Origin of the sequence: Nocardia sp. NBC_01327, assembly GCF_035958815.1 — a bacterium.
Classification (GTDB): domain Bacteria; phylum Actinomycetota; class Actinomycetes; order Mycobacteriales; family Mycobacteriaceae; genus Nocardia.
Map to the genome: position 1 here is coordinate 3675337 of NZ_CP108383.1, position 23579 is coordinate 3698915.

Below are 23579 nucleotides of genomic sequence, written 5' to 3' on the forward strand. Positions count from 1 at the left end.
ACTCCGGGCCGGGTGTGTGAACGGTCGGGCCGGATCCCCGGCGCGCCTGCGGGGCGGTCGATCGGATGCCCTCTAAGGTGAGGCCGTCTGCGGCCTCCATGGCCTGGCAGTGACATTCTGGTGTTGAGCCCCTCTGGTGGCGGCTGGATCGGAGTCCGATGGAAATGGTTGCGCAGCCCCCTGTTCGGATGAGTGAAGTGCCTGGTACTCGGCTACTGGATGGGCAGTGGCTGGGTGAGCGGATCTCCGAGATGGGTATTTCGTGGGGGACGGGGGATTCTCGGGTGTCCGGGACCCTGTGGTGGTGCATGGCTGCGTCGTCGCTGGTGGATCCGATTGTCGGGGCGTATGCGGAGGGGGTGCCGGCGCTGGATCCGGCATTGGAGCGGATCGGGTGTGAGATTCGGCCGGACGGGGGAGTGGAGCGGGTGCGGCCGCTGACGGGGACGGCGGCGGACGAGCTGCCGACGGAATCCGTCGGGCATGCGCTGCGGCACACGCTGTCGCGGGTGGTGCCTGTGGTGTCGGAGGTGTCCGGTGCGGGAGTGGCTTCGCTGTGGGCGATCGTCGCCGATGCCATCGGCAATCGGGCGCTCGATGCGGGCGCCCAGGAATCGGGTGCGTTGCTGGCCAGGGAGGTGGCGGGGCGGCTGCCGGTGCCTCGATTCAGTGATATCGGAGGCCGTACTTTTGTGCGCCGCATCTCCTGCTGCCTGGTGTTCGAGGTGCCGGGCTGCGAGATGTGCACGAGTTGCCCGAAACGACCTGCGGCTGAGCGCGAAAGACTGCTCGCGGAGCTGGCCGCGCGCGGCTGACACCCCGGCACCCGGTCCATCGGCGCACCGCCACCACCGTGCCGATAGCATGGACCGGCCAGACATCGCGGGGAATTCCCGCGCTTACGACAATGCCTAGGAGTGCGCAGCCGTGACCACCACAGCCCCGAAGAGCCCCGTCGCCCTCGTCCGGGTGTCGGCCGGGACTACGGCGGGTGCCGCGGTGCGCGAGGCCGACCTGCCGAGCAAGGGCCCCGACGCCGTCATCGTCGTCCGCGACGCGGAGGGCAATCTCAAGGATCTGTCCTGGATTCCGGACGCCGACACCGAGGTCGAGGCCGTCACCGCCGATTCCGAGGACGGCCGCAGCGTGATCCGGCACTCGGCCGCGCATGTGCTCGCACAGGCTGTGCAGCAGGAGTTCCCAGAGGCCAAGCTCGGCATCGGCCCGCCCATCAAAGACGGCTTCTACTACGACTTCCAGGTCGAGCGCCCCTTCACCCCGGAGGATCTGGCCAAGCTGGAATCCCGGATGAAGAAGATCATCAAAGGCGCACAGCGCTTTTCGCGCCGCGTGACCGATGTCGAGGAAGCTCGCGTGGAACTGGCCAAGGAGCCGTTCAAGCTGGAGCTGATCTCCGATAAGTCGGGCATCGACGATCCGGAGGTTATGGAGGTCGGCGGCACAGAGCTGACCATCTACGACAATCTGGACCCGCGCACCGGCGAAAAGCTGTGGGGCGACCTGTGTCGCGGCCCGCACATCCCGACCACCAAGTACATTCCCGCGTTCAAGCTGACCCGCAGCTCCGCCGCCTACTGGCGTGGTGATCAGAGCCGCGAGGATCTGCAGCGCGTGTACGGCACCGCCTGGGAATCGCAGGAGGCGCAGGACGAGTACCTGAACCTGCTCGCCGAAGCCGAGAAGCGCGATCACCGCAAGCTCGGTCTCGAGCTGGACCTGTTCTCCTTCCCGGACGAGCTGGGCTCCGGCCTGCCGGTGTTCCACCCCAAGGGCGGCATCATCCGCAAGGAGCTCGAGGACTACTCGCGCCGCCGGCACATCGCCGCCGGCTACGAATTCGTCAATACCCCGCACATCACCAAGGGCCATCTCTTCGAGGTCTCCGGCCACCTGGACTGGTACCGCGACGGCATGTTCCCGGCCATGCACCTCGATGCCGAGCTCAATGACGACGGCACCGTGCGCAAGCCCGGCCAGGACTACTACGTCAAGCCGATGAACTGCCCGATGCACAATCTGATCTTCCGTTCGCGCGGCCGCTCGTATCGTGAACTGCCGCTGCGCATGTTCGAGTTCGGCTCGGTCTACCGCTACGAGAAGTCCGGTGTCATCCACGGCCTGACCCGCGTGCGCGGCATGACCCAGGACGATGCGCACATCTACTGCACCAAGGAGCAGATGCACGCGGAGCTCACCTCCACGCTGCAGTTCGTGCTCAGCCTGCTGCGCGATTACGGCCTCGACGACTTCTACCTGGAGCTGTCCACCAAGGACCCCAAGAAGTTCGTCGGCTCCGACGAGCTGTGGGAGGAGGCCACCGAAACCCTGCGCAAGGTGGCCACCGATTCCGGCCTGGACCTGGTGCCGGACCCGGGCGGCGCGGCCTTCTACGGCCCGAAGATCTCCGTGCAGGCCAAGGACGCGCTCGGCCGCACCTGGCAGATGTCGACCATCCAGCTGGACTTCAACCTGCCCGAGCGTTTCGAGCTCGAGTACACCGGCTCCGACGGCCAGAAGCACCGCCCGGTCATGATCCACCGGGCGCTGTTCGGTTCCATCGAGCGCTTCTTCGGCGTGCTCACCGAGCACTACGCGGGCGCGTTCCCGGCCTGGCTCTCGCCGGTGCAGGTGGTCGGCATCCCGGTCGCCGAGGCCTTCGCCGAGCACCTGGACGGCGTGATCGAGCAGCTGCGTGAGCACGATGTGCGCGCCGAGGTGGACCGCAGCGACGACCGCATGCAGAAGAAGATCTTCAACCAGACTGCGCAGAAGGTGCCCTTCATGCTGCTCGCCGGCGCGAAGGATGTGGAGGCGGGCGCGGTCAGCTTCCGTTTCCGCGACGGCACCCAGGTCAACGGTGTGCCGGTCGCGGAGGCGGTGTCCACGATCATCGAGTGGATCAAGGGCCGCGAGAACGACTCTCCGACCGCGCAGCGTTTCGAGAAGGCGAACGGGTAGGGCATGAGTGAACGTACGGCGCCCGGAGGTCTCACCGAAGACGCTGCGGGGCTTGCAGATTCGACGCCGCGAGAGACGATCGTCGATCGCGGCGCCGGCGACCCCGACCGCCTGCAGCGGTTGTGGACGCCGTACCGCATGTCCTACATCACGGGGGCGACCGGCGAGCGCAAGCCCGCCGACGACTCGGATACAGACGCGCCCAAGAAGACCGGCCATCCCTTCACCGATATCCCCGAGATGTCGGATGAGGACGGCCTGGTCCTGGCGCGCGGTCAATTCGTGTACGCGGTCCTGAACCTGTACCCGTACAACCCCGGCCACATGATGGTGGTGCCCTACCGCCGGGTGGCCAATCTCGAGGACCTCACGCTCGACGAGAGCACCGAGCTGATGGCCTTCACCCAGCAGGCGATCCGCGTCATGAAGCGGGTCTCGCGGCCGGAGGGTTTCAATGTCGGCCTGAATCTCGGTGGCGTTGCCGGTGGTTCACTCGCCGATCACCTGCATCAACATATCGTGCCCCGCTGGAGTGGCGACGCGAACTTCATTACCGTCGTCGGCGGAGTGAAGGTCATGCCGCAGCTGCTACGGGAAACCCGGGCACTGCTGGCGGAGGCCTGGAAGGAGGCGTAGATGAGCGATAATCGCGCAGCGGCTCATCGGAGCCGACCGGGTGCGGGTGTCCCGCAAGACACAGAAGGAATCCGAATAGCGTGCTGAGCTTCTTCGGTCGCGAGACGTTCGCCAAAGCGACTGCGCCCCTGGGCAAAGCCTTGGTGAGCACCGGGCTCACACCGGATGCCATGACGCTGATCGGCACCACCGCCTCGATTGCCGCGGCGGTGACGCTGTTCCCGTCCGGTCACCTGTTCTGGGGAACCATGGTGATCTGGCTCTTCGTCATGTTCGACATGCTCGACGGCGCCATGGCCCGAGCGCGTGGCGGCGGCACCAAATACGGTGCGGTACTCGATGCCACCTGTGACCGGGTGGCCGACGGCGCCATCTTCGGCGGTCTGGCCTGGTGGGCCGTCTATCACGAGCACTCCAAGGTGCTCTTCGCGGCTACCCTGGTGGTATTGGTGACCTCGCAGGTCATCTCGTACGCCAAGGCGCGCGCGGAGGCCAGCGGACTGTCGGCCGACGGCGGCATCATCGAGCGCCCCGACCGGCTGGTCATCGGTCTCGTCGGCGCCGGATTCACCGGTATCGGCGGGTATTTCGAGATCGACTGGCTCACCTACGCGGTGTATGTGGCCATCTATGTTCTGGCGGTGCTCAGCATCGTCACTGTCTTCCAGCGTGTGCTGGCCGTGCGCAATTCGCCTGGCGCACGCGACATTATCGCCCCCGTGGCGAAGGCGCCGGAGGAACACCAGCGGTGAGCACCGATTTCACGTCCGCGATGACCGATAAGGCGTACGCGGCCGGATGGGCTCTGGTGCGCGGACTTCCGGAGGGCGCGGCGCGCCGCGGTTTCGATACCGGAGCCGATGTGGCCGCCCGCCGGATGAATCGGAAGGCGCACGCCGGACATCCGAATCAGTTGCGGCGCAACCTCGCCCGGGTGATCGGCACGACGCCCGAGCAGGTGCCCGATGATCTGGTCCGCGCTGCCATGCGTTCCTACGCCCGGTACTGGCGCGAGGCGTTCCGGCTGCCGACCATGGACCACGCCGGAATGGTGAAGTCCGGCCAGCTGTTCGTCGACCAGGTGGAGCACCTGGAGGCCGCACTGGCCGCAGGTCGCGGCGCGGTGCTGGTGCTGCCGCATTCCGGCAACTGGGATATGGCCGGCGTATGGCTGGTGCAGAACCACGGCACCTTCTCCACCGTCGCCGAACGGCTGCAACCGGAATCGCTGTTCGAGCGCTTCGTCGAATATCGGGAAAGCCTCGGCTTCGAGGTTTTTCCGCTCACCGGCGCCGAGCAGCCGCCGTTCCCGCTGCTGGCGGAACGTCTGCGGCAGAACCGCGTGGTGTGTCTGATGGGTGAGCGCGACCTCACCGGAAAAGGCGTGCCCGTCGACTTCTTCGGCGAACGCACCTGGATGCCCGCCGGTGCGGCGAAGCTGGCCATCGAGACCGGCGCGGCGCTGATTCCGGTGCACTGCTGGAACACCGTCGACGCGCAGGGCCGCGAAGGCTGGGGCTTCAAGACGGAAGCGGCGCTGGATGTTTCGGGCGGCGCGGCCGCCGCGACCCAGCTGGTGGCGGACCGCTTCGCGGCCAATATCGCCGCCCATCCCGCCGACTGGCACATGCTGCAACCGCTGTGGGAAAGTGATTTGTCGCAGTCGCGGCTGGACCGCATCGCGGCGGCGCAGCAGACTGTGACAAAGGATCAAGTGGGGATTCGGGAGCCCAGCACAGCCGAAGGCGTTGGTGGACACAGCGCCAACGGCGTCGACGGGCACAGGGGAGACGCAGCACTATGAGAATCGGCATGGTCTGCCCGTACTCGTTCGATGTGCCGGGTGGAGTGCAGTCGCATGTCGTGGAACTGGCGCAGGTACTGCTCGAACGCGGTCACAAGGTGAGCGTGCTCGCGCCCGCCGCCGACGACACACCGCTGCCGGACTATGTGGTGTCGGCCGGTAAAGCGGTCGCCATTCCCTATAACGGGTCTGTCGCGCGACTGTCCTTCGGCCCCACCGCCTACACCCGCATCCGCCGGTGGATCGGCGACAACGATTTCGACGTGCTGCACATTCACGAGCCGAACGCCCCCAGCCTGTCGATGCTGGCCTTGAAGATCGCCGAAGGCCCGATCGTCGCGACCTTCCACACCTCGACCACGAAGTCGCTGGTGCTCAGTACTTTTCAAGGCGTGCTGCGGCCGTACCACGAGAAGATCAGCGGGCGGATCGCCGTCTCCGAGCTGGCGCGGCGCTGGCAGGTGGAGGCGCTCGGCGGGGATGCCGTCGAAATCCCCAATGGCGTGGACGTTCCGGCCTTCGCGCACGCCCCGCTGCTGGAGGGCTATCCGCGCGCGGGCGGAACCGTGCTGTTCCTCGGCCGCTACGACGAGCCGCGCAAGGGTATGGACGTGCTGCTGGGCGCACTGCCCGGACTGGTCCGCCGCCATCCCGATATCGAGGTGCTGATCGTGGGCCGCGGCGATGAGGAGCGGCTGCGCCGCGAAGCCGGTGAAAACGCCTCGCACCTGCGCTTTCTCGGGCAGGTCTCGGATGCGGAGAAGGCCTCGGCCATGCGCAGCGCCGATGTGTACTGCGCGCCCAATCTCGGCGGCGAAAGTTTCGGCATCGTGCTGGTGGAGGCCATGGCCGCCGGAACCGCCGTGGTCGCCAGCGATCTGGACGCCTTCCGCCGGGTGCTGCGCGACGGCACCGCGGGCATGCTGGTGCCGGTCGGCGATTCGGATCTGCTGGCCGCGGCGCTCGATGAGGTGCTCACCGATTCCGATCGCCGCGCGGAACTCATCCGCACCGCGAATCAGGTTGTCGGCGAATACGATTGGCCCGTCGTGGCCGAGCAGATCCTACGCGTCTACGAAACCGTCACTGTGGGCGATACCCGCGTCAGGACCGCTGGATGATCACTTTCTCCGCGACCACGATTCTGGTTCTCGCCTTAATCGCGGCGCTTGTCATCACCCTGGGCGTCTGGGCCTACACCACCGCCAATCGCCTCGACCGGCTGCATGTGCGCAGCGATCAGGCGCGGAATGCCTTGAGCGCCGCGCTCGATCGGCGCGCGGTGGTGGCGCGGACGGTGGCCACCGTACTGGGCGTCGATGCCGAGCCCGAACGCGCTGACCAGGCCCGGCACCTCGCCGCATTGGCTGGGCGCGCCGAGCGCACCGACTGGCGTGATCGGGAAACGGTCGAGAACCAGCTGGCCGGAGCGCTTTCGGCCGTCGAGATCTCGCAATTGCCGCCGCAGTTGGTGGCCGAGCTCGCCGATGCCGAGGCCAGGGTCTTGATTGCCAGGCGTTTTCACAATGACGCGGTGCGCGACACGCTGGCGCTGCGCACCCGCCGGTCGGTCCGCCTGCTGCACCTGGGCGGAACCGCGCCGCTGCCCACGTATTTCGAGATCGCCGAACGCGTGACGGCCGCCGCCTCGACCGGTTTGGAGGTCGACACCGTGCGGACCTCCGCGCGGGTGCTGCTGCTGGACGAGGACAATCGGGTACTGCTGCTGCGCGGCCGCGATCCGAAAGTCCCCGATGTCGAATTCTGGTTCACCATTGGCGGCGGTGTCGATCCCGGTGAAACCTTGCGTGAGGCCGCAATTCGCGAGCTATACGAAGAAACCGGTTATCCCGCCGACTCTTCCGCACTACACGGTCCGCTCTGGCGTCGTGTCGCGGTATTCCCGTTCAATGGCGAACTGATTCGTTCCGAAGAACTCTTCTTTGTCCTTCGGGCTAAAAACTTCGAACCCAATCCGGCAAAATTGGATTTCGTCGAACGGCGGTCTATCACCGGTAGTAAATGGTGTCATGCCGGGGATATCGCAGCACTGGACCGGTCGGGTGAAACGGTATATCCCTACCACCTGGACGAGCTGCTGGAGGAAGCCATCGCCGCAGCTGACGGCCATGCCGACCCAGAGGTCCGCTCGATTCGCTGAATGTCCTGAAACGCCGAACGCCACCTTGGATGACGGTAGTCATCTTCGGTGGCGTTCGAACTCCGGAGAAAGGGCTCCGATTATATTCGAGCCCTCATGCGCTGTCCTGGTCAGATGAAGAATCCCAGTGTGGCGAGGAATGCTGTGGCGGCGATCCAAGCGGCGCCGCCGAGGGTGGCAAGTCCAAGTCCTAGCAACATGATTTCTTTCCTTTCGTCCTTCCGCGGTTTGCGGATGTACACGGTTAATCTCACGCAAACCGTGATGCGTTTCACCTTTTTCGACACAAAATCAAAATAGGTGTGTGACCGGCCGCCGTTCTCGCAGTCCGGTGGCTGGGATCGGACCCCGAAAGCGCGGGGCCGCTCGTACCGTCGGCGCTACCGTGGGCCGTTCAACAACAGCTATGCGATAGGGACGTCCGAAATGAAGCTGATGTACGCGCTGTGGGGAGCCGATCTGGACGAGCGGCTGCATGCCGCGGAGCTGCGGCACCGACTGGCGGATATCGGGGCCACGGAGTGGCAGGTGAACGTCCGTGACGCGGAAGTGGCCGCGGCCCAGGTCCGGCACAGCACCTATGACGAGCCGATCGCCGCCATCGTGAGCGTGCGCACCGGCGGCGGGCACGAGGCCGTCACGGCCGCCCTGACCACCGTGGCCACCGAGGTGAACGGCTGGATCGTCGACGAGCGGGCGCCGATCGTGCCGCCACCGGTCGAGAACGGGGTGCGCACTCCGGCGCTGGCGAACTTCGCCCTGCTGCGCATCCCCGCCGAGCTGACCCGCGAGGAATGGCTGCACCGCTGGCACGACCTGCACACGCCGGTGGCCATCGAAACCCAGGACACCTTCGGCTATGTCCAGAACACCGTCCTGGAACCGGTGACGGAGGGCAGGCGCGTCGACGCGCTCGTCGAGGAGCTGTTCCCCATGGCAGCCATGACCAGTGCCCACGCCTTCTACGGCGCGGGTGACGACGACGCCGAACTCCAGCGCCGCGTGACCCGCATGATGGAGAGCGTCGTCAGCTTCGGCGCCCACCTGGATCTGGACCTCGTCCCCACCAGCCGGTACGTATACAAACTCTGACGCCCGGCCGGAAGAAAAGAAGGCTCGCTACGACCACGGAGTGTGGTGGTAGCGAGCCTTTCTCGTCCTTCGGGGGCCGGACCGGTGTCAGCGGCCGAGCTTGTCCTTGACCGCCTTGACGGCGCCGCCCACGGCGTCCTTCACCTCGTCGACGGCCTTCTCCAGGCCCGATTCGATCTGATCGGCCTTGCCTTCGGCGCGCAGATCGTCGTCACCGGTGATCTTGCCGGCGGCCTCCTTGGCCTTGCCGCCGACTTCCTGCGCCTTCTGGTCGATCTTGTCGTTGAGAGACATTTCGAATCCTCCGTATCGGTGGTCGAACTTTGTCGTACTCGGACAGGACACTCCGGCCAGCCTACTGTCACGCGGCAACCGATGAGACAACGATCACTGATACAGCTGCGTGACGATCCGCGACGGCGGGTGTCTATCTGTCGTAAGCGATGAGGAGGTGCTGTGACCGTGCCAGAGGCAGCACTCGAGGTGGAGTCGGACGATGCGACCCTGGCCGCTCGGGTGCGAGACGGTGATGTCCGAGCCTATGAGCAGCTAGTCGTCCGCTATCAGGGGCAGATGTTCCGGCTGGCGTCGCGGATCCTCGCGGATCGGGCCGAGGCGGAGGACATCGTGCAGGAGGTCTTCCTGACCGCCTGGCGGCGCATCGGCCAATTGCAGGACGATGGCGCCTTCGCGGGCTGGCTCTACCGCATGACCACCAACCGCTGCCTGAATCTGCTGCGGTCCCGGCAACTTCCGGCCGACGTCGATCCCGACGCCACCGAATCGCCGCGCACCGACACCCAGCCCGAGCACGCGGTGCAGGTCAGCAGTCAGCTCGAGGCGCTGACCGTGGCGCTGCAGCAGCTCACCCCGGAACAGCGGGCCTGCTGGCTACTGCGTGAGGTACACGGCCGGTCCTATGAGGAAATCGGCGAGATCGTCGGCGCGAACGCCACCGCGGTACGCGGTCGCATCGCGCGGGCCCGAGCACAATTGGCGGAGGTGATGAAGCCATGGCGGTGACCGACACCGAGCAGGAGGACTATCTCCTGCCCTGCGGCCGTGGCCTGGAACGCGTGTGGGAACGCCTCGACACCGTGCAGAACGGTGGCGGGGACGCGCACGAGGCCAGTTGTGTGCACTGCCGGACGGCCCGCGACAGCCTGCTGGGCCTGCGCACCGCGACCCAGGAGCTGATCGACGAACCCGATCCGCCGCCCTCGGATCTGGTGGAGCGCATCATGTCCGCGGTGCGCGCGGAATTGCGGCGCGGCCAAGCTCTCGGCCTGCCGACCCCGCATGCCGGTGTGGTCGCGGTGAGCGAGCAGGCCGCCGCGGTGGTGCTGCGCTTCGCCGCCGACAGCGTGCCCGGGGTACGGGCGCGGCGCTGCCGGATCAGCAATGTCGGCATCGGCCCGGAAGGCGAGACCGTCGTGCATATTTCGATGACCATCGCGGTGCACGTCAACGGTGACGGCGTCCAGGGCTTGGTGCCGAAGGTCCGGGAGCGGGTCACGGCCGCCGCGTCCGCCCGCACGGGCCTGCTGGTCGGGCGGCTGGATATCGCGATCGTGGATGTCTATCAGGAGGGCGGCCGGTGAGCGCTGCGGCTACCCGGTCCGAACTCGTGGTCGCGGATGCGGTGGTGGCGGGTGTCGCCGCCCGGGCCGCGGTCGCGGTGCCGGGTGTGGTCCGGGTCGAACCGGGACTGCGCGGCCTGGTCGCCGAATTGACCCGGGCCGGACGGCAATTGTGGACCGGATTCGAGACCGCCCCCACCGACGGTGTGCGCGTGCTGCGCGATGACGGCGTGCTCGCGGTGCAGCTGGAGATCGCCATCGGTCCGGAACGTCATGCCGGTGTGGTCGCGACCGCGGTGCAGCACGGGGTGATCCGGACCGTGCGCGAGCAGACCGGTGTGCGCATCGACGAGGTGTCGGTGCTGGTTGTCGATATCGAACCGGAGGCGCGGTGAAGGACACGGGGGAGCTGACCGACAAGATCGCCGAGGCGGTCTCGGCATTGACCGGTCTGCGATTGGAATCCTCGATCAAGGACGGTGTGCGCCTGCCCTGGCCGAGCCGGTCCACCGCGATCGATCTGGGCAACGGTGTTGTCGAAATCCGCGCCGTCGCAACCACTTTGCCGCTGCCGCCGCTGCTGGAGAGGGTGGCGGCCGCGGTCGAGCCACTGCTGGTGGACACCCGCTGGGCCGGGGCGACCGTGCGCCTGATCGTGACCCAGCTCGAGGCCGCCGCATTCGGGGCGGGTCCGTGACCTGTGTCACGCCGCCGTGACAGGCGGCCGCATGCCGGGTCCCACCAGTGCAGTTTCGTTTCATCCGTTCCGACGCAAGGGAATCAGGAGGCAGACATGACCGCTACCGCGACCGATAAGCCGAAGGCCGAGACCACCACCGGGAAGGCTCCGGCCAACTCGTCCAGCGCTCTGCAGAGTGAACAGGGCACGACCACCATCGCCGATATCGTGGTGCAGAAGGTCGCGGGCCTGGCCGCCCGCAATGTGCGCGGTGTGCACGATCTCGGCGGCGGCACGGCCCGCGCGTTCGGCGCCATCCGCGACCGCATCCCCGGCGCTTCCGCCAGTGTGGGACAGGGTGTTTCGGTGGAGGTGGGCGAGACCCAGGCGGCGGTCGATCTGGAGATCGTCGTCGAATACGGGGTCGCCATCGCCGAATTGGCGCATTCCATCCGCCGCAATGTGATCTCCGCGATCGAGCAGATGACCGGACTCGAGGTCGTCGAGGTCAATATCAATGTCAATGACGTCTACATCCCCGAGGACGATGACACCCCCGCCTCGGGAGCCACTCGCGTCCAGTAAGTCGCCCGCCTCGTAGAGGGAGTCGCAGATGAACGCCACACCGATCTGCCTGGCCGTCGGTCTCGCGCTCGGATTCGCCGCTGCCTTCGGCGGATTCGGCGCCTTCGCCATCGTCCTGGTGTTCGCCGCGCTGGGCCTGGTCGCCGGGCGCTGGCTGGACGGCGAGATCGACCTGTCCGGATTATTGCGCTCGGCCCGGGACCGGGGCCGGCGATGACCACCGCCGTCGTACTCGAACCCGCGGGACGGACGACGGTGAGTAAGCGTGCCGTGGAACGCATTGCGGCGCGCGCCGCCCGCGAGGTCGACGGCGTCGTGGACGGGGTCACGGTGGATGCCAGTGTGTCCGGTGATTCCGCCGTGCTGCGCATGCGGGTGCCGATCCGGTATCCGCTGCCGGTGATTCGGATCGCCGAGCAGTGCCGGACCCATGTGATTCGCCGGACCGGTGAGCTCACCGGGCTCACGGTGACGGGTCTGGATATCGCGATCGCCGCCATGGTCGTCGAATCCGCCTCGGCGGCAGCCGATTCCGGGCGGAGGGTGCGGTGATCCGCCGGCCGCGCCGGGTCGGCCCGGCCGTGGTGGTGGCGCTGGTGCTGCTCGCACTGTGCGTCGTCACGGCGGTCTCGCTGATCGGGCGGCTGCTGGGCAGATCGGAAGTGGTGTCCTACTACTCGGTCGCGCACCGATTGCACGACACCCGATGGAGTGACGGGCTGGTGCTCGGCGTGGGCGTGGCCGCCGCGGTGGCGGGTGCGCTCCTGCTCGCGCTGGCGCTGCTGCCGGGACGGCCGGTGGTGATGGCGCTCGACGAGATCGACGGCAGCTCCGCCGGAGTGTCGCGGCGTAGTCTGCGTGCCGCCCTGCGACGTGCGGCCGATGCCGTGCACGGTGTGGATTCGGCCCGAGTTCGCTTGGGGAACAAGAAGATTCTGGTGTCGGCGCGTACCGGGCGCGCCGGCTCGAACGAGGTGGACGGCGCGGTGCGGGATGCGGTGGCTGGCATGCTGGAGCGCATTGCCCCGGCTCGACCGGCGACCGTTCGTACCCGGCTGCGATCGACCGGCAAAGGGGAGAATCGATGACGTCGATCAATCGTCCGGCCCGGCTCAACCGGGCACTGCTCGGACTGCTGGGCCTGGTGCTGCTGGCGGCGGGCGGGTACGCGATCGCCGCCAATCGCGGCCGCCTCGGCTGGCTGGATTCGCATGGGACACTCGCCCCGGGCACCGCCGCACCGCCGCGCTGGGTGCTGATGGTCATTGTGGCCGGGGCCATTGTGATCGGATTGCTGTGTCTGCGTTGGCTACTCGCGCAGGTGTTCCGATTGCCGCGTTCGGTGGAATGGGACCTGTCCGACGGAGAGTCTTCCGGGGCAACGGTATTGGCGTCGTCGGTCGCCGCCGATGCGGTGGCGGCCGATATCGAGAGTTATGCCGACGCCCGGTCGGTGTCGGCGTTCCTGTCGGGTCCGGGGCGGGCGCCGGAACTGCATCTCATTGTCACGGCCGAGCCCGGTGCGGATATCACCGCGCTGCGCCGCCGGATTCTCGGCGAGGCGGTGGCCCGGCTGCGGGAGGCGCTCGGGGTCGGGGTCGTTCCGGTCACCATGGAATTGCGATTCGCCGACAGCGCCGCCCGCGTGCGCTGACCTGGCAGCACCGGTTTATTCCCTGGGTCGAGCGGGCGGCCGGGCGTTAGTCTCGGGTGCAGTGACCGAGACGAGGGATCGAAAAAGCCACTATGACAACGCAAACCGCAGGCGCCCAGCCGCCCGCCGATGACCGGTACGACGAGTTTCTGGCCGGTGTGCGGCGGGTGTTCGGGGAGTCGATCACCGAGGGCGCCGCGTTGTTCAGTGTCCGCGGCGACGGTTTGTTCGAGGTATTCCTCCAAGCCCTCTCCCCGGAGCTCGCCGCTGAAAACAGTTGCGGCACCTGCCGGACCTTCGTGCGCCGCTATGGCGGACTGGTGACCGTCGGCCCGGACGGGAAGACGAAATCCGTGCTGTGGTCGGCGAATACCGCGCCGCCGGAGTACGCGCGGGCGGTGGCGGCACTGGCCGCGCAGGTGGAGAACGCGCCCATCACCTCGGTGTTCCGCTCGAGTGCGGCACAGTGGGGAGATCCGGAACGCGGCTCGTGGACTCATCTCGCGGTCACTCCGCCCGAGCGTCTGGTGCATACGCCCTCGGCGCTGGCGACGACCTCGCAGTATGTCGCCGCGAAGAATGCCGATCGGGGAACACTCGAGCGTGCCCTCGCCGAGTTTCCGTCAGGCGTCGTGAAAAAGGCGGTGGCCCTGCTGCGTACCGAGCAGCTCTACCGTTCGGACGCGATCCTCGGCGCCGGCGCCTGGCTGTCGGAATTGCACAAGCAGCTCGACTCGGTGCGCGGAAAAGGCGATACCGCGCAGCGCCGCCGCGACAATCTCCTCTGGCTGGCCGCCGCGACCGCACCGGCGGGCTACTGCCACGTCAAGAGCGGCATGATCGGCACCCTGCTGACCGATCTCGCCGACGATCTGCCCTTCGACAGCGTCAAGCGGCGCTTCGCGGAGAAGATGCATCCGCTGCAGTACCGCCGCCCCACCGCGGAACCGACGGCGGCGATGATCGCGCGCGCCGAGCGGGTCATCGGCGAGTTGCGGGCGGCCGGTGCGCTGGAGCGCCGCTTCGCGAAGCTGGCCGATGTCCGTCCCCTGTGGTCGCGGGCCGTGGACGCGCCACGGGCGGAGGGTGTTTTCGGGCACCTCGTCCCGGCCCGGAAGGACAGGGCCGCAACCGATCTCGGCGCTGATCCGGTCGTGATCACCTGGGAGAAGTTCGCGCGCACCGTACTTCCGGACGCGGAGCGCCTCGAATTCGAGGTGCCGCAGGCGGCCACCAGCTACGGGGCCATGGTGACCGCGGCCAATCCCGACGCGCCCCCGATCGTGCAGTGGGATGCTCCGGGCAATCGGAATCCGGTGACCTGGTACGTCTATGTCAACGGTTCTCCTGCGTCGCAGTGGGGTCTGCGGCCGGGGGAGTTCCGGGATGTGACGGTCGTGGTCCCGCATCCGGCGACCTGGCATGTCGAGGTCGATCGCACCGGACGCGAGCAGGCCGTGCTCTTCGCCCTCGCGGGTGCGACGGATACCTCCTACAAGGAGGGCGCGGGCTTCTTTCCGGAGTTCCTGCGCAGCGATCTGCACGAGATCCGCAAAACGCTCGAGGCGTATGCGAAGGATGCCGTTGTCGCGGGCAAGGACGAAGCGGAGGTGTGCGGGCTGCTGCTGTCCAAAGGCGGCAAGGTCGGGCACACCTTCCGGGTCACCACGGGCGGTGTTCGGGTGCGCTACACCCTCGACCGCTGGGATTGAGTCGGGTTTGGGGCGGGCCCGCCGGGGCAATGCTTGATCGGGATGTGGCGGGTCCGCATCTCGGTTAGGGTCGATTCGGTTTGCCGCATACGAGATGCGGCCGACCGTGTGTGGAAGGTGAACTGATTCGTGTCTTATCTGCTCTACGACTTCCTGATGCCGTACCTGGGTCCTTCGGCGGCCGAATACTGGGCGACGGTGTTCGTGATCAACCCGCTGGGCACCACGAACCCGTGAGGTAGTCCGGGCCCCTCAGCCCCGCGGCGAGTGTCCGAGCAGTACCTGCCCGGTGAAGCGGGTCTGCTTGGCGCGCGGGAGCGGGTGGAACAGACATCCGTGCATATCGCGGTACCACAGTTCGAGCGGGCAACCGCGGGAATAGCCTGCGCCGCCGACGGTTTCGATGGCCAGCCGCACGGTGGCGATGAGCGCGTCGGCAGCCACGGTCTTCCGGCTGAGGGTGCGCGCGGCGTGCTCGTCGGTATTGGCGAAGTGCAGATTGTCCGAGGCGGTGAACATGGCGTCGATCAGATCGACGGCCGTGGTGTAGGAGTTCATCATTTCCCCGGCCAGGCTCACGGTGTGCGCTTCGCCGCGACCGGCCATCAGCTCGGTCGTCAATTCCACTGCGCGGTCGGCGATTCCGAGGTAGGCCGCCATCACCAGCGGCATGGCCGCGCCCGCCACGATATTGAGAATCGGCGGCCAGACGCCCGCCGGGCGGATCAGCGAGACCGCGGCATCGGGGACGAAGGCTTCGTCGAACACCACGGTGTGTGACCCGCTGGCGCGCAAACCCAGGGTGTCCCAAGTCTTTTCGATGCGCACGCCGGGGGCGGTGAGCGGCACGGCGAAGTGCAGCACCTGCGGTCCCTCGGGGGCGTCGTCCCAGCGAATGCTGCTGACCGCCACCGTCCCGGCTTCGCATCCGCTCGCCGGGGCCTTACGCGCGCTGACCCGGTAACCGCCCTCGACCCGGACCGCACTGCCATTGGAATCCACCCAGTCCGAAGCCCCGGTGCTGACCAGAATCGCGCCCGCCGTGACCTTTTCGAACATCGGCCGGGCGTCGATGCCGTGCCGGTGCCGCCACACCTGGGCGGCGACCAGATGCGAATGCATGGCGAAGGCGACCGCGGTGGCCGGATCGTGCCTGCCCAATTCCCGCAGTATGTCGCCCATCTGGCGGTGGGTGGCCCCGCCGCCGCCGAATTCGGCGGGTACCAGTGCCCGGCTCAGCCCCGAGGAGCGCAGCAGGTCGTAGGCGGCGAGGGACAGTTCGCCGGTGCGGTCGCGATCGGCGACACCGTCGCGCAGGTTGTCGCCTACCGCGGTGGCGGCCGCGAGCCACTCGGAGCTGGTGGTTTCGGGAAGAGTCGATGTCATGTTGTCGAAATTAGGGATTCTCGCGATAACCGAATAGTCCAGAAAATGGACTCGTCCGGACGGCAAAGAGGTGATTCGTGGGTACCGCGACCGCAGGCTACGGCCAGTACTGCCCGATTTCGCGGGCGCTCGACCTGCTGGGGGAGCGCTGGTCGCTGCTCATTCTGCGTGATTTGCTCACCGGCACTTCGCGATTCAACGATCTGGCACGCGGTCTGCCCGGACTCTCGCGCAGCCTGCTCGCGCGCCGCCTGCGCCGGTTCGAGCGGGCCGGTCTGGTGGAGCGGACCGCCGACGGCGGGTATGTGCTCAGTGCTGCCGGGTATGAGCTGGAGCCGATTCTCTTCGGTCTGGGCGCCTGGGGTGCGCGCTGGACCTTCGGTGCGCCGGAGCCCGCGGAGCTGGATGCGCAGCTGCTGGTCTGGTGGATGCACACCCGGCTGGACACCTCCGGATTCCCGGGCAAACGGCATGTGCTCGGCGTGCTGTTCACCGATGATCCGCGCCGATACTGGATCGTGGTGGAGTCCGGTATCGCGTCGGTATGCGATTCCGATCCGGGTTTTCCGGTCGATGTGACCATTACGTCGGATGTGAGCTCGCTGTATCAGGTGTGGCTGGGCCGGGTGCCGATGCTGCACGCCATGCGCGCCGGTCGGCTCGAATTCGTGGGCCCAGCTGCGCTGACCCGCCGGATGAGCACGGTGCTGCGGCTGTCTCCCGTTGCGGCGAGATAGCCGTCCGGTGTGATCTGGCTTACCGGCCCGGAGCGGCTTGCAGTCCAGTGGTGTCCGACTGGCTATCAAGTGGCCTGATCGGTGCTCGTAGACTCAGGGTGTTCGAGTCCGAGCGATCGATTGGCCCACATGACACAGGAGTTTGCCGTGACCACGCCCGACACCACACCCGCCATCGGCACCGCCCGCGTGAAGCGCGGCATGGCCGAGATGCTGAAGGGCGGTGTGATCATGGATGTTGTCAATGCGGAGCAGGCCAAGATCGCCGAAGATGCCGGCGCCGTCGCCGTCATGGCCCTCGAGCGTGTCCCCGCCGACATTCGCGCCCAGGGTGGCGTTTCCCGCATGTCCGATCCGGACATGATCGACGGCATCATCGCCGCCGTCTCCATCCCGGTCATGGCCAAGGCTCGTATCGGCCACTTCGTGGAGGCGCAGATCCTGCAGTCCCTCGGCGTCGACTACATCGACGAGTCCGAGGTGCTGACCCCCGCCGATTACGCCAACCACATCGACAAGTGGAACTTCACCGCCCCCTTCGTCTGTGGCGCCACCAATCTGGGTGAGGCCCTGCGCCGTATCACCGAGGGCGCGGCCATGATCCGCTCCAAGGGTGAGGCCGGCACCGGCGATGTCTCCAATGCCACCACCCACATGCGCAAGATCCGCGGCGAGCTGCGCCGCCTGAGCACCCTGGCCGAGGACGAGCTGTTCGTCGCCGCCAAGGAGCTGCAGGCCCCGTACGAGCTGGTCCGCGAGGTCGCCGAGACCGGCAAGCTGCCGGTTGTGCTCTTCACCGCCGGTGGCATCGCCACCCCGGCCGACGCCGCCATGATGATGCAGCTGGGCGCCGAGGGCGTCTTCGTCGGCTCCGGCATCTTCAAGTCCGGCAACCCGGCGCAGCGCGCCGCCGCCATCGTGAAGGCCACCACCTTCTTCGACGACCCGGATGTGCTGGCGAAGGTGTCGCGCGGCCTGGGTGAGGCCATGGTCGGCATCAATGTCGAGGAGATCCCGGAGCCGCACCGTCTCGCCGAGCGCGGCTGGTAATCGCCTCGCGGCATATCGCAGACTTGCGCCGCCGGAGAGCCTGAAAAGGGCTCTCCGGCGGCGTTTTTCACTGGAGGACTCGGGGCGGAAGTCGAAGATCAGATCAATGTTTCGGGGAAGTTGCTGTGACCGCTCGCCGTCAAGTGCCGGATACGCGAGGCGCGGAACTGGCGCAGGTCCGGTCGTACCCCTGTTTGCCTGCGCGCATGGGCTCCAGCAAACTCTCGCTGATTTACCAGGATTGTACTGCCGCAAATTTACTACCTGCTGACTTCTGGCTAGTGTTCGGCACAATCGCACGGCACGCTGTTGCCGCGAAGCCTTCTGGCAAGGAGTCCGCATGCTGGAAATCGACCAGTTCACCTATGGTTGGTTGACCCCCGTGCTCGCCTATCTCATGTCCGTCCTCGGCTCGTTGCTGGCGCTGCGCTGCATGGTGCGGGCGCGCGGTCAGGTGGGGCGGGGCGGCAACGGGTGGATCGCGACGGGGGCGATAGCGCTGGGCGGCACCGGGATCTGGGTCATGCATTTCATTGCGATGCTTGGCTTTTCGGTGCAGGATGCGACGATTCGGTACAACGTGCCGATTACCGTCTTCAGCGCCCTTATCGCGATGGGCGTTGTGTGGCTGGGGCTTTCGATCGTGGTGCACCGGCACGGCGGGGAGTTGTTCGCACTGGTCATCGGCGGGGCGATCACCGGGCTCGGGGTCGCCGGTATGCACTACGCCGGGATGTACGCCATGAAAACCGATGCGACAGTGCAGTACGACCCGTGGGTGGTCCTGCTGTCGCTGGTGATCGCCATTGTCGCGGCGACGGCGGCGCTCTGGTTCGCCCTGCATGTGCACGGCATACTCGCCACCATCGGTGCGGCGCTGATCATGGGAATCGCGGTGTGCGGCATGCACTACACGGGCATGTTCGCCATGCACGCCCATGTCGCCGAGCATATGCACGCGCCGGCCGGGGCGCAGGCGAACCAGCTGCTGACCCCGCTCATCGTCGGCGTCAGCATGGTCACCATGCTCATGCTGTTCCAGGTCGGCATCACCGATATCGACGAGCCCGATCTCAGCCGCATTCGTGGTCAGTACGCCAGCAGGTTCTGGCCCAGTGAGGGCGATGCTGTGCACCAGAAGTTCGATCCGGACGACTTCCCCACCGAGACGTTCAAACCGCACCACCGCGAGTATTGAACCGCTTGGCGTGGAAGTGATTTCGCCCGATTACAGCGGTATGAGGGCGCGGAGGTAGCGGTGTCGGTAGCGGCGCTGGGCAACAAGAAGCAGTGGGAACAATGCCCGCCAGACTCCGGTGGGGGAGGGGCGGGTCAGCGAACGAATGGTGAGTGCGACCGTCCCATCGGGGCTGCGGTGGACGATGAACGCCTCTTCCCCCGAGACCGGATGGCCCACCAGCGTGCCGTAGGCGAACCCGCGGCGGATCAAGGTGTCCACCACGGCGACAACGCGCACCGGCTCGTGAATGGCGAACGGCCCGAACGAGGCAGTGATCCGATACTCTGCCCCGGCGGTCACGCGTAAATCAGCCCCCGATTGCGGATCTACCCGAAACCCGCTGCGCCGCTTGATCTCCCAGCTCATCACCGCCTCGGAAGCGCGCCGCCAGTCGACCTCCCCATGCCCGACGACAACTGTCCTCTCGTACCCGCGATACCCCGAACCGCCCCCAGCCCAGTCGACATCCCTCGGACACGTCGAGCCCACCGGTCCGTAGTTGAACCCACTACCACCGCTTTCCGATCCGTTCCGCACCATGACGCGCTCCCGTCGGGGTGTCCAGCCTTCCTCCGTCAGGCTATCGACGCGGGGGCGCACAGGTGAAGCGGTACAGTTCCACCGCCTCGAGACCACACTTCGGCCACCGTGACCAGTGGTGGCCGGTAGCCAGGAAGGGACGGCATCGTGAGGATCTACATCACCAGCGTTTTCGTCGATGACCAGCAGAAAGCCCTCGACTTCTACACCGGGGTACTGGGTTTCACCACGAAGCACGACATCCCGCTGGGCGAAGCCCGGTGGTTGACGGTCGTCTCACCGGAAGACCCCGAAGGCGCGGAACTCCTGCTGGAGCCTGATGGCCACCCCGCGGTGAAGCCCTACAAGACCGGTCTGCTCGCCGACGGCATTCCGGCCGCGTCATTCCAGGTCGCCGATGTGCGGGCCGAGTACGACCGGCTGCGTGACCGGGGAGTCACCTTCACACAGGAACCGATCGCGGCGGGCCCGGTGACCATCGCCGTATTCGCCGACACCTGCGGAAATCTCATCCAGATCGTCACCCCGGCCTGAGCGGTCAAAGATCGCGCCCTGACTGCATTTTTTGCCGCTCTGGAACGGTTTTTGACCGCTCAGGCCGGATGCCCGTCCAGTCAGGGCTGGGTGACCGGACATGGTCCCGGCCGCACCGATGAATTTCGGGTGGATCCGTCGTCGATACCTCTGGATACGCCGACCGACAGGAGTCCAGGCATGACGAAGCCCTTCAGATTCGGGGTCGTTGCCCCGCTCAGAACCGACCTGCCGACATGGCGAGAGCGTGTGCGCCGCATTGCCGACAGCGGATACTCGACGCTGCTGGTGCCCGATTTCCCGCAGGCGCAACCGTCGCCCGCCCCCATGCTGGCGACCGCCGCAGCCCTCGCCCCCGACCTGCGCGTGGGCGTCTGGGTGTACGCCTCTCCGCTCCGACCGGCGTGGATGACGGCGTGGGAAGCGCACTCGCTGTCCCTGGTGACCGAGGGTCGTTTCGAGTTCGGAATCGGCACCGGCAGGCCCGGAATCGAGGACGAACTGCGCGACCGGGGACTACCCGCGGTCCCTCCGGGCGAGCGGTTGACCCAGGTCCGCGAGACCATCGCCACCCTGCGAGACCTCGACGGCCCCGACCTCCGCACCCCCGTCGTCATGGCCGTCCGCGGCCCCAAAGCCCGCGCACTGGCAGCCGAACTCGCAGACACAGTCAACTTCGCCCTGCAACCCCACGAGACCCGCGCCGACGTCACCCGCCTGGCCCACGAGGTCCGCGCACTCGGAGACGTCGAGCTCGCCCTGCACGTCCCGATCATCGGCAACTCGGTCGCACCCTTCATGGCCTCCCCCGACACCAACCCCGCCGCCCTCCCCCCAGACTCGTTCGCGATGCTCCCGGACGACCCCGCCGCCGCCATCGAAGAAATCCACCGCCGCCGAGAGGAAACCGGCTTCTCCTACTACGTATTCGGCGCCGACTTCGCAGAAACCCTCGCCCCAGTCGTAGCCGAACTCGCCGGCAAGTAGCCGGGACGCCGAGCCACTCCGCAGCCGTTTTCTGGGCGTCGATCAGGGCTGGGTTTCTGCCGAGCGTTCTGTGGCGTGCACGCCGATGACGTAGCGCCTGGTCCACCACAGCATCGGGCGCAACGCGAGGTTTCGCAGGGGGCCACCGTATTTGGCGTAGATCGCCCGGTCCACGTGCCGGATCACCGCGGGGTCGGTGATGTGCTCGAATGTCACCCGGTAGCGCGTATTTCCTTCCAGCAGTGCACCTTCCGGTGTACGCAGGGCTCGCTTGTACCACTTCGCCTCGGCGCGGCGCTGGCTGCGGACGTAGCCGACGCCGCCGACCACCACCGCCCCGACCGTTGTGGTGATCTCGCGTCCGTCCTTGGTGCGCGTTACGAGGTTGACCACCTCGGATTCGGCGAGGTAGTCGATCGATGTCCGCATAATGCCTCCTGTCACCGATGGTAAATGCCATTTACCAATGGTAAATGATGTTAACCTAAAGGGGATGAGCAGCGAGCGAAGGCCCAGTGGGAAGCATCACGGCGATCTCCGGCGAGTACTGGAGGAGACCGCTCTGGACCTCGTCGCAGAGCGCGGTGTGCACGGGTTCGCCCTGGCCGAGGTGTGCCGCCGCGCCGGTGTCAGCGTGGGCGCGCCGTACAAGCATTTCGCCGACCGGGAGGCACTTCTCGCGGCACTGGCCGCGCACAGCTTCCGCGAACAGCATCGCCGCTACGAGGCCGCCATCGCGACCGGTTCCGAGCCCGGCGAGCAACTCGCCGCCTTCGCGGCGGCGTACGTACGTTTCGCCGCGCAGGAGCGCACCCTGTTCGAGCTCGCTTTCACCGCCGGCCTGGACAAGAGTCGCTACCCCGAGCTGATGGATACGGGCACAGCGTTATTCGACATGCTGATGCCGATCGCGCGCACCATTGCCCCCGACGAGAACGACGCGTTCGACCTTCTCGTCCGTATCGCCGCTGCCGCTCACGGGTTGGCGCTGCTGACCGATCAGGGATTGGTTCGGCCCGGCCGCGATACATCGGAAGCCACCGAGGAGCAGGCCGCACGTTCAGCGCGGGCGCTCATCGATGAGGCTCGAACTGCGCACCCGAGGTAGTAATCCAGCGAGACAGGCGCTTGATCAGTCCTCACGCCGCTGACTCGAAGCGGCCGGGCGAGCTGAACGCACTGTTTTGCCGCACGCCGGTCAGGAGTAGTCGCGGAAGGTCATCAGGAAGCCTGCGACGCCGATGATGAACAGTGCGATCCAGGCGATTACCTGGAGGGCCAGCCAGGGGAGGTCGCGGACCCAGAGGCCGCTGATCATGACTGTGAGCAGCATCAGGACGCCGTAGAACGGGGTTCGCTGTGGATGCTGTCCCATAGTGCCTGGATACGCCTGTTTCGGGGTGGGCGCTATCGGTCCCGGTGAGGGCCCTGTGCGGTGGAGTCGCGCACGGCCGGGCGGTCGGGGTGGTCCCAGGCGATCAGGATGTCGGGGTCTTCGGATTCGTGTGCGCGGAGGGCTTCGATGGTGAAGGCGGCGTCGGGGCTGGTGTGGCGGCGGAGGGCGGGCTCGGACATGTGCAGGCTGAGGGTGAGGTCGAAGTCGAGGTTGCGGCCGAGCAGCATGGGGCCCGCGATGAGGAGCAGGGTGCCGGGGGCGGCGGTGTGGATGCGGGCTCTGGCGGAGCGGTCGGTCTGTTCGTTCCAGAGGGCAGGGAGCCAGCGGCCGTGCTGCCGGAGAGCTTGCAGGACTTCACGATCCAGTGCGGCGTAGTCGAACCAGGCTGTGCGATAGGTGTATTCGCCGGTGCGGTCGTACTCCAGGCGGACGGAGGCGGGGCGGACGAAATCGTGCAGGGCGATGACCTCGGCGGGCCGGCCGCCCGCGCGCAGGCGGCCGGCGACAGTGCGGGCGAAGGCCACCGGGTCGGCGGCGTCCGCACCGTCGACGGCGATCACCGCATTCCCGGGCAGGCCGATCGCGCGGTCGGCGACCAGCTCGGCCAGGGCGTCGGGGGAGATGGCGGTGAACCGGGGCACCCGTCCATCATGATCGACGGGCCGGGACAGGTGCGGAGGGGTCGGCGGTACTCGGTGTGGCGCGGGCGGGCACCGACATGATGGGGTCGGCGGTACCCGGTGTGGCGCGGGCGGGCACCGACATGAGCCGCAACCGCGTTCGCATCCGCTGCTGGTCGCGCTCCTCGAGGCGGAGCCGCTGGACGC

30 protein-coding genes are annotated in these 23579 nt (G+C 67.1%); 24 read left to right on the top strand and 6 right to left on the bottom strand.

What is annotated here, in order from left to right:
- Positions 1 to 308 precede the first annotated feature (308 nt).
- From OG326_RS16460 to OG326_RS16495, 8 genes are all read left to right on the top strand, one after another.
- Complete coding sequence (locus tag OG326_RS16460; protein ID WP_327145515.1) at positions 309 to 815, top strand: (2Fe-2S)-binding protein; 507 nt, start codon at positions 309 to 311, stop codon at positions 813 to 815.
- Positions 816 to 927: 112 nt separating this feature from the next.
- On the top strand, positions 928 to 2979 hold the full coding sequence (thrS, locus tag OG326_RS16465) for a threonine--tRNA ligase (protein ID WP_327145516.1): 2052 nt from the start codon (positions 928 to 930) through the stop codon (positions 2977 to 2979).
- A gap of 3 nt (positions 2980 to 2982) precedes the next feature.
- Positions 2983 to 3615, top strand: coding sequence for an HIT family protein (locus OG326_RS16470; RefSeq protein ID WP_327145517.1), 633 nt, complete (start codon positions 2983 to 2985; stop codon positions 3613 to 3615).
- Positions 3616 to 3695: 80 nt separating this feature from the next.
- Positions 3696 to 4367 (top strand): phosphatidylinositol phosphate synthase, encoded by a 672-nt coding sequence (gene pgsA / locus OG326_RS16475; RefSeq protein WP_327145518.1) that lies wholly within the window; start codon positions 3696 to 3698, stop codon positions 4365 to 4367.
- A gap of 20 nt (positions 4368 to 4387) precedes the next feature.
- Positions 4388 to 5419: a phosphatidylinositol mannoside acyltransferase gene (locus OG326_RS16480; protein ID WP_327146499.1), complete on the top strand. Its 1032-nt coding sequence runs from the start codon at positions 4388 to 4390 to the stop codon at positions 5417 to 5419.
- On the top strand, positions 5416 to 6540 hold the full coding sequence (locus OG326_RS16485) for a glycosyltransferase family 4 protein (protein WP_327145519.1): 1125 nt from the start codon (positions 5416 to 5418) through the stop codon (positions 6538 to 6540). The genes OG326_RS16480 and OG326_RS16485 overlap by 4 nt, the downstream gene beginning before the upstream one ends.
- Complete coding sequence (locus OG326_RS16490) at positions 6540 to 7580, top strand: NUDIX hydrolase (protein WP_327146500.1); 1041 nt, start codon at positions 6540 to 6542, stop codon at positions 7578 to 7580. Before OG326_RS16485 ends, OG326_RS16490 begins: the two co-directional genes overlap by 1 nt.
- 426 nt (positions 7581 to 8006) lie before the next feature.
- On the top strand, positions 8007 to 8672 hold the full coding sequence (locus tag OG326_RS16495) for a hypothetical protein (RefSeq protein ID WP_327145520.1): 666 nt from the start codon (positions 8007 to 8009) through the stop codon (positions 8670 to 8672).
- A gap of 87 nt (positions 8673 to 8759) precedes the next feature.
- Here the strand turns inward: OG326_RS16495 and OG326_RS16500 are convergent, their stop codons facing one another.
- Entirely contained in the window at positions 8760 to 8966 is a 207-nt protein-coding gene (locus tag OG326_RS16500) for a CsbD family protein (RefSeq protein ID WP_327145521.1), read from the bottom strand.
- A gap of 162 nt (positions 8967 to 9128) precedes the next feature.
- Between OG326_RS16500 and OG326_RS16505 the strand changes: the two genes are divergently transcribed.
- The 10 genes from OG326_RS16505 to OG326_RS16550 all read left to right on the top strand — a co-directional run bounded on the left by OG326_RS16505 (position 9129) and on the right by OG326_RS16550 (position 14882).
- Entirely contained in the window at positions 9129 to 9695 is a 567-nt protein-coding gene (locus OG326_RS16505; RefSeq protein ID WP_327145522.1) for an RNA polymerase sigma factor, read from the top strand.
- The gene (locus tag OG326_RS16510) at positions 9686 to 10273 is read left to right on the top strand and encodes an Asp23/Gls24 family envelope stress response protein (RefSeq protein ID WP_327145523.1); all 588 of its coding nucleotides are present in this window, start codon (positions 9686 to 9688) and stop codon (positions 10271 to 10273) included. Before OG326_RS16505 ends, OG326_RS16510 begins: the two co-directional genes overlap by 10 nt.
- A complete protein-coding gene (locus OG326_RS16515; RefSeq protein ID WP_327145524.1) occupies positions 10270 to 10647 on the top strand; it encodes an Asp23/Gls24 family envelope stress response protein in 378 nt (125 codons plus the stop codon). The genes OG326_RS16510 and OG326_RS16515 overlap by 4 nt, the downstream gene beginning before the upstream one ends.
- Positions 10644 to 10949, top strand: coding sequence for a hypothetical protein (locus OG326_RS16520; RefSeq protein WP_327145525.1), 306 nt, complete (start codon positions 10644 to 10646; stop codon positions 10947 to 10949). Before OG326_RS16515 ends, OG326_RS16520 begins: the two co-directional genes overlap by 4 nt.
- Before the next feature lie 96 nt (positions 10950 to 11045).
- On the top strand, positions 11046 to 11516 hold the full coding sequence (locus OG326_RS16525; protein ID WP_327145526.1) for an Asp23/Gls24 family envelope stress response protein: 471 nt from the start codon (positions 11046 to 11048) through the stop codon (positions 11514 to 11516).
- A 28-nt stretch (positions 11517 to 11544) separates the two neighbouring features.
- The gene (locus OG326_RS16530) at positions 11545 to 11733 is read left to right on the top strand and encodes a hypothetical protein (RefSeq protein WP_327145527.1); all 189 of its coding nucleotides are present in this window, start codon (positions 11545 to 11547) and stop codon (positions 11731 to 11733) included.
- The gene (locus tag OG326_RS16535) at positions 11730 to 12068 is read left to right on the top strand and encodes an Asp23/Gls24 family envelope stress response protein (RefSeq protein ID WP_327145528.1); all 339 of its coding nucleotides are present in this window, start codon (positions 11730 to 11732) and stop codon (positions 12066 to 12068) included. The genes OG326_RS16530 and OG326_RS16535 overlap by 4 nt, the downstream gene beginning before the upstream one ends.
- Positions 12065 to 12604, top strand: coding sequence for a DUF6286 domain-containing protein (locus tag OG326_RS16540; protein ID WP_327145529.1), 540 nt, complete (start codon positions 12065 to 12067; stop codon positions 12602 to 12604). The genes OG326_RS16535 and OG326_RS16540 overlap by 4 nt, the downstream gene beginning before the upstream one ends.
- Positions 12601 to 13170 (top strand): alkaline shock response membrane anchor protein AmaP, encoded by a 570-nt coding sequence (locus OG326_RS16545; RefSeq protein ID WP_327145530.1) that lies wholly within the window; start codon positions 12601 to 12603, stop codon positions 13168 to 13170. The genes OG326_RS16540 and OG326_RS16545 overlap by 4 nt, the downstream gene beginning before the upstream one ends.
- A gap of 92 nt (positions 13171 to 13262) precedes the next feature.
- The gene (locus OG326_RS16550) at positions 13263 to 14882 is read left to right on the top strand and encodes a hypothetical protein (RefSeq protein WP_327145531.1); all 1620 of its coding nucleotides are present in this window, start codon (positions 13263 to 13265) and stop codon (positions 14880 to 14882) included.
- A gap of 252 nt (positions 14883 to 15134) precedes the next feature.
- Here the strand turns inward: OG326_RS16550 and OG326_RS16555 are convergent, their stop codons facing one another.
- Positions 15135 to 16268, bottom strand: coding sequence for an acyl-CoA dehydrogenase family protein (locus OG326_RS16555; protein WP_327145532.1), 1134 nt, complete (start codon positions 16266 to 16268; stop codon positions 15135 to 15137).
- Positions 16269 to 16345: 77 nt separating this feature from the next.
- Here OG326_RS16555 and OG326_RS16560 point away from each other — a divergent pair, with 77 nt between their 5' ends.
- From OG326_RS16560 to OG326_RS16570, 3 genes are all read left to right on the top strand, one after another.
- Positions 16346 to 17005, top strand: a complete 660-nt coding sequence (locus OG326_RS16560; protein WP_327145533.1) for a winged helix-turn-helix transcriptional regulator — start codon at positions 16346 to 16348, stop codon at positions 17003 to 17005.
- Positions 17006 to 17134: 129 nt separating this feature from the next.
- Positions 17135 to 18055 (top strand): pyridoxal 5'-phosphate synthase lyase subunit PdxS, encoded by a 921-nt coding sequence (pdxS, locus tag OG326_RS16565; RefSeq protein WP_297621788.1) that lies wholly within the window; start codon positions 17135 to 17137, stop codon positions 18053 to 18055.
- A 340-nt stretch (positions 18056 to 18395) separates the two neighbouring features.
- Positions 18396 to 19253 (top strand): MHYT domain-containing protein, encoded by an 858-nt coding sequence (locus OG326_RS16570; protein ID WP_327145534.1) that lies wholly within the window; start codon positions 18396 to 18398, stop codon positions 19251 to 19253.
- A 30-nt stretch (positions 19254 to 19283) separates the two neighbouring features.
- On the opposite strand, the gene OG326_RS16575 is transcribed toward OG326_RS16570, so the two are convergent.
- Positions 19284 to 19835 (bottom strand): DUF1990 family protein, encoded by a 552-nt coding sequence (locus OG326_RS16575; protein ID WP_327145535.1) that lies wholly within the window; start codon positions 19833 to 19835, stop codon positions 19284 to 19286.
- Positions 19836 to 19982: 147 nt separating this feature from the next.
- Between OG326_RS16575 and OG326_RS16580 the strand changes: the two genes are divergently transcribed.
- Entirely contained in the window at positions 19983 to 20369 is a 387-nt protein-coding gene (locus OG326_RS16580) for a VOC family protein (RefSeq protein WP_327145536.1), read from the top strand.
- Positions 20370 to 20549: 180 nt separating this feature from the next.
- Entirely contained in the window at positions 20550 to 21356 is an 807-nt protein-coding gene (locus tag OG326_RS16585; protein WP_327145537.1) for an LLM class flavin-dependent oxidoreductase, read from the top strand.
- A 42-nt stretch (positions 21357 to 21398) separates the two neighbouring features.
- Here OG326_RS16585 and OG326_RS16590 read toward each other — a convergent pair whose 3' ends face one another.
- Positions 21399 to 21785 carry a DUF2255 family protein gene (locus OG326_RS16590; protein ID WP_327145538.1) on the bottom strand — a complete coding sequence of 129 codons (387 nt, stop codon included), beginning with the start codon at positions 21783 to 21785 and terminating at the stop codon, positions 21399 to 21401.
- Between the two features lie 64 nt (positions 21786 to 21849).
- On the opposite strand from OG326_RS16590, the gene OG326_RS16595 reads away from it, so the two are divergent.
- Positions 21850 to 22464 carry a TetR/AcrR family transcriptional regulator gene (locus OG326_RS16595; protein ID WP_327145539.1) on the top strand — a complete coding sequence of 205 codons (615 nt, stop codon included), beginning with the start codon at positions 21850 to 21852 and terminating at the stop codon, positions 22462 to 22464.
- Positions 22465 to 22554: 90 nt separating this feature from the next.
- On the opposite strand, the gene OG326_RS16600 is transcribed toward OG326_RS16595, so the two are convergent.
- Complete coding sequence (locus tag OG326_RS16600) at positions 22555 to 22731, bottom strand: hypothetical protein (RefSeq protein ID WP_327145540.1); 177 nt, start codon at positions 22729 to 22731, stop codon at positions 22555 to 22557.
- Positions 22732 to 22763: 32 nt separating this feature from the next.
- Positions 22764 to 23393 carry a hypothetical protein gene (locus OG326_RS16605; RefSeq protein WP_327145541.1) on the bottom strand — a complete coding sequence of 210 codons (630 nt, stop codon included), beginning with the start codon at positions 23391 to 23393 and terminating at the stop codon, positions 22764 to 22766.
- Positions 23394 to 23579 lie beyond the last annotated feature (186 nt).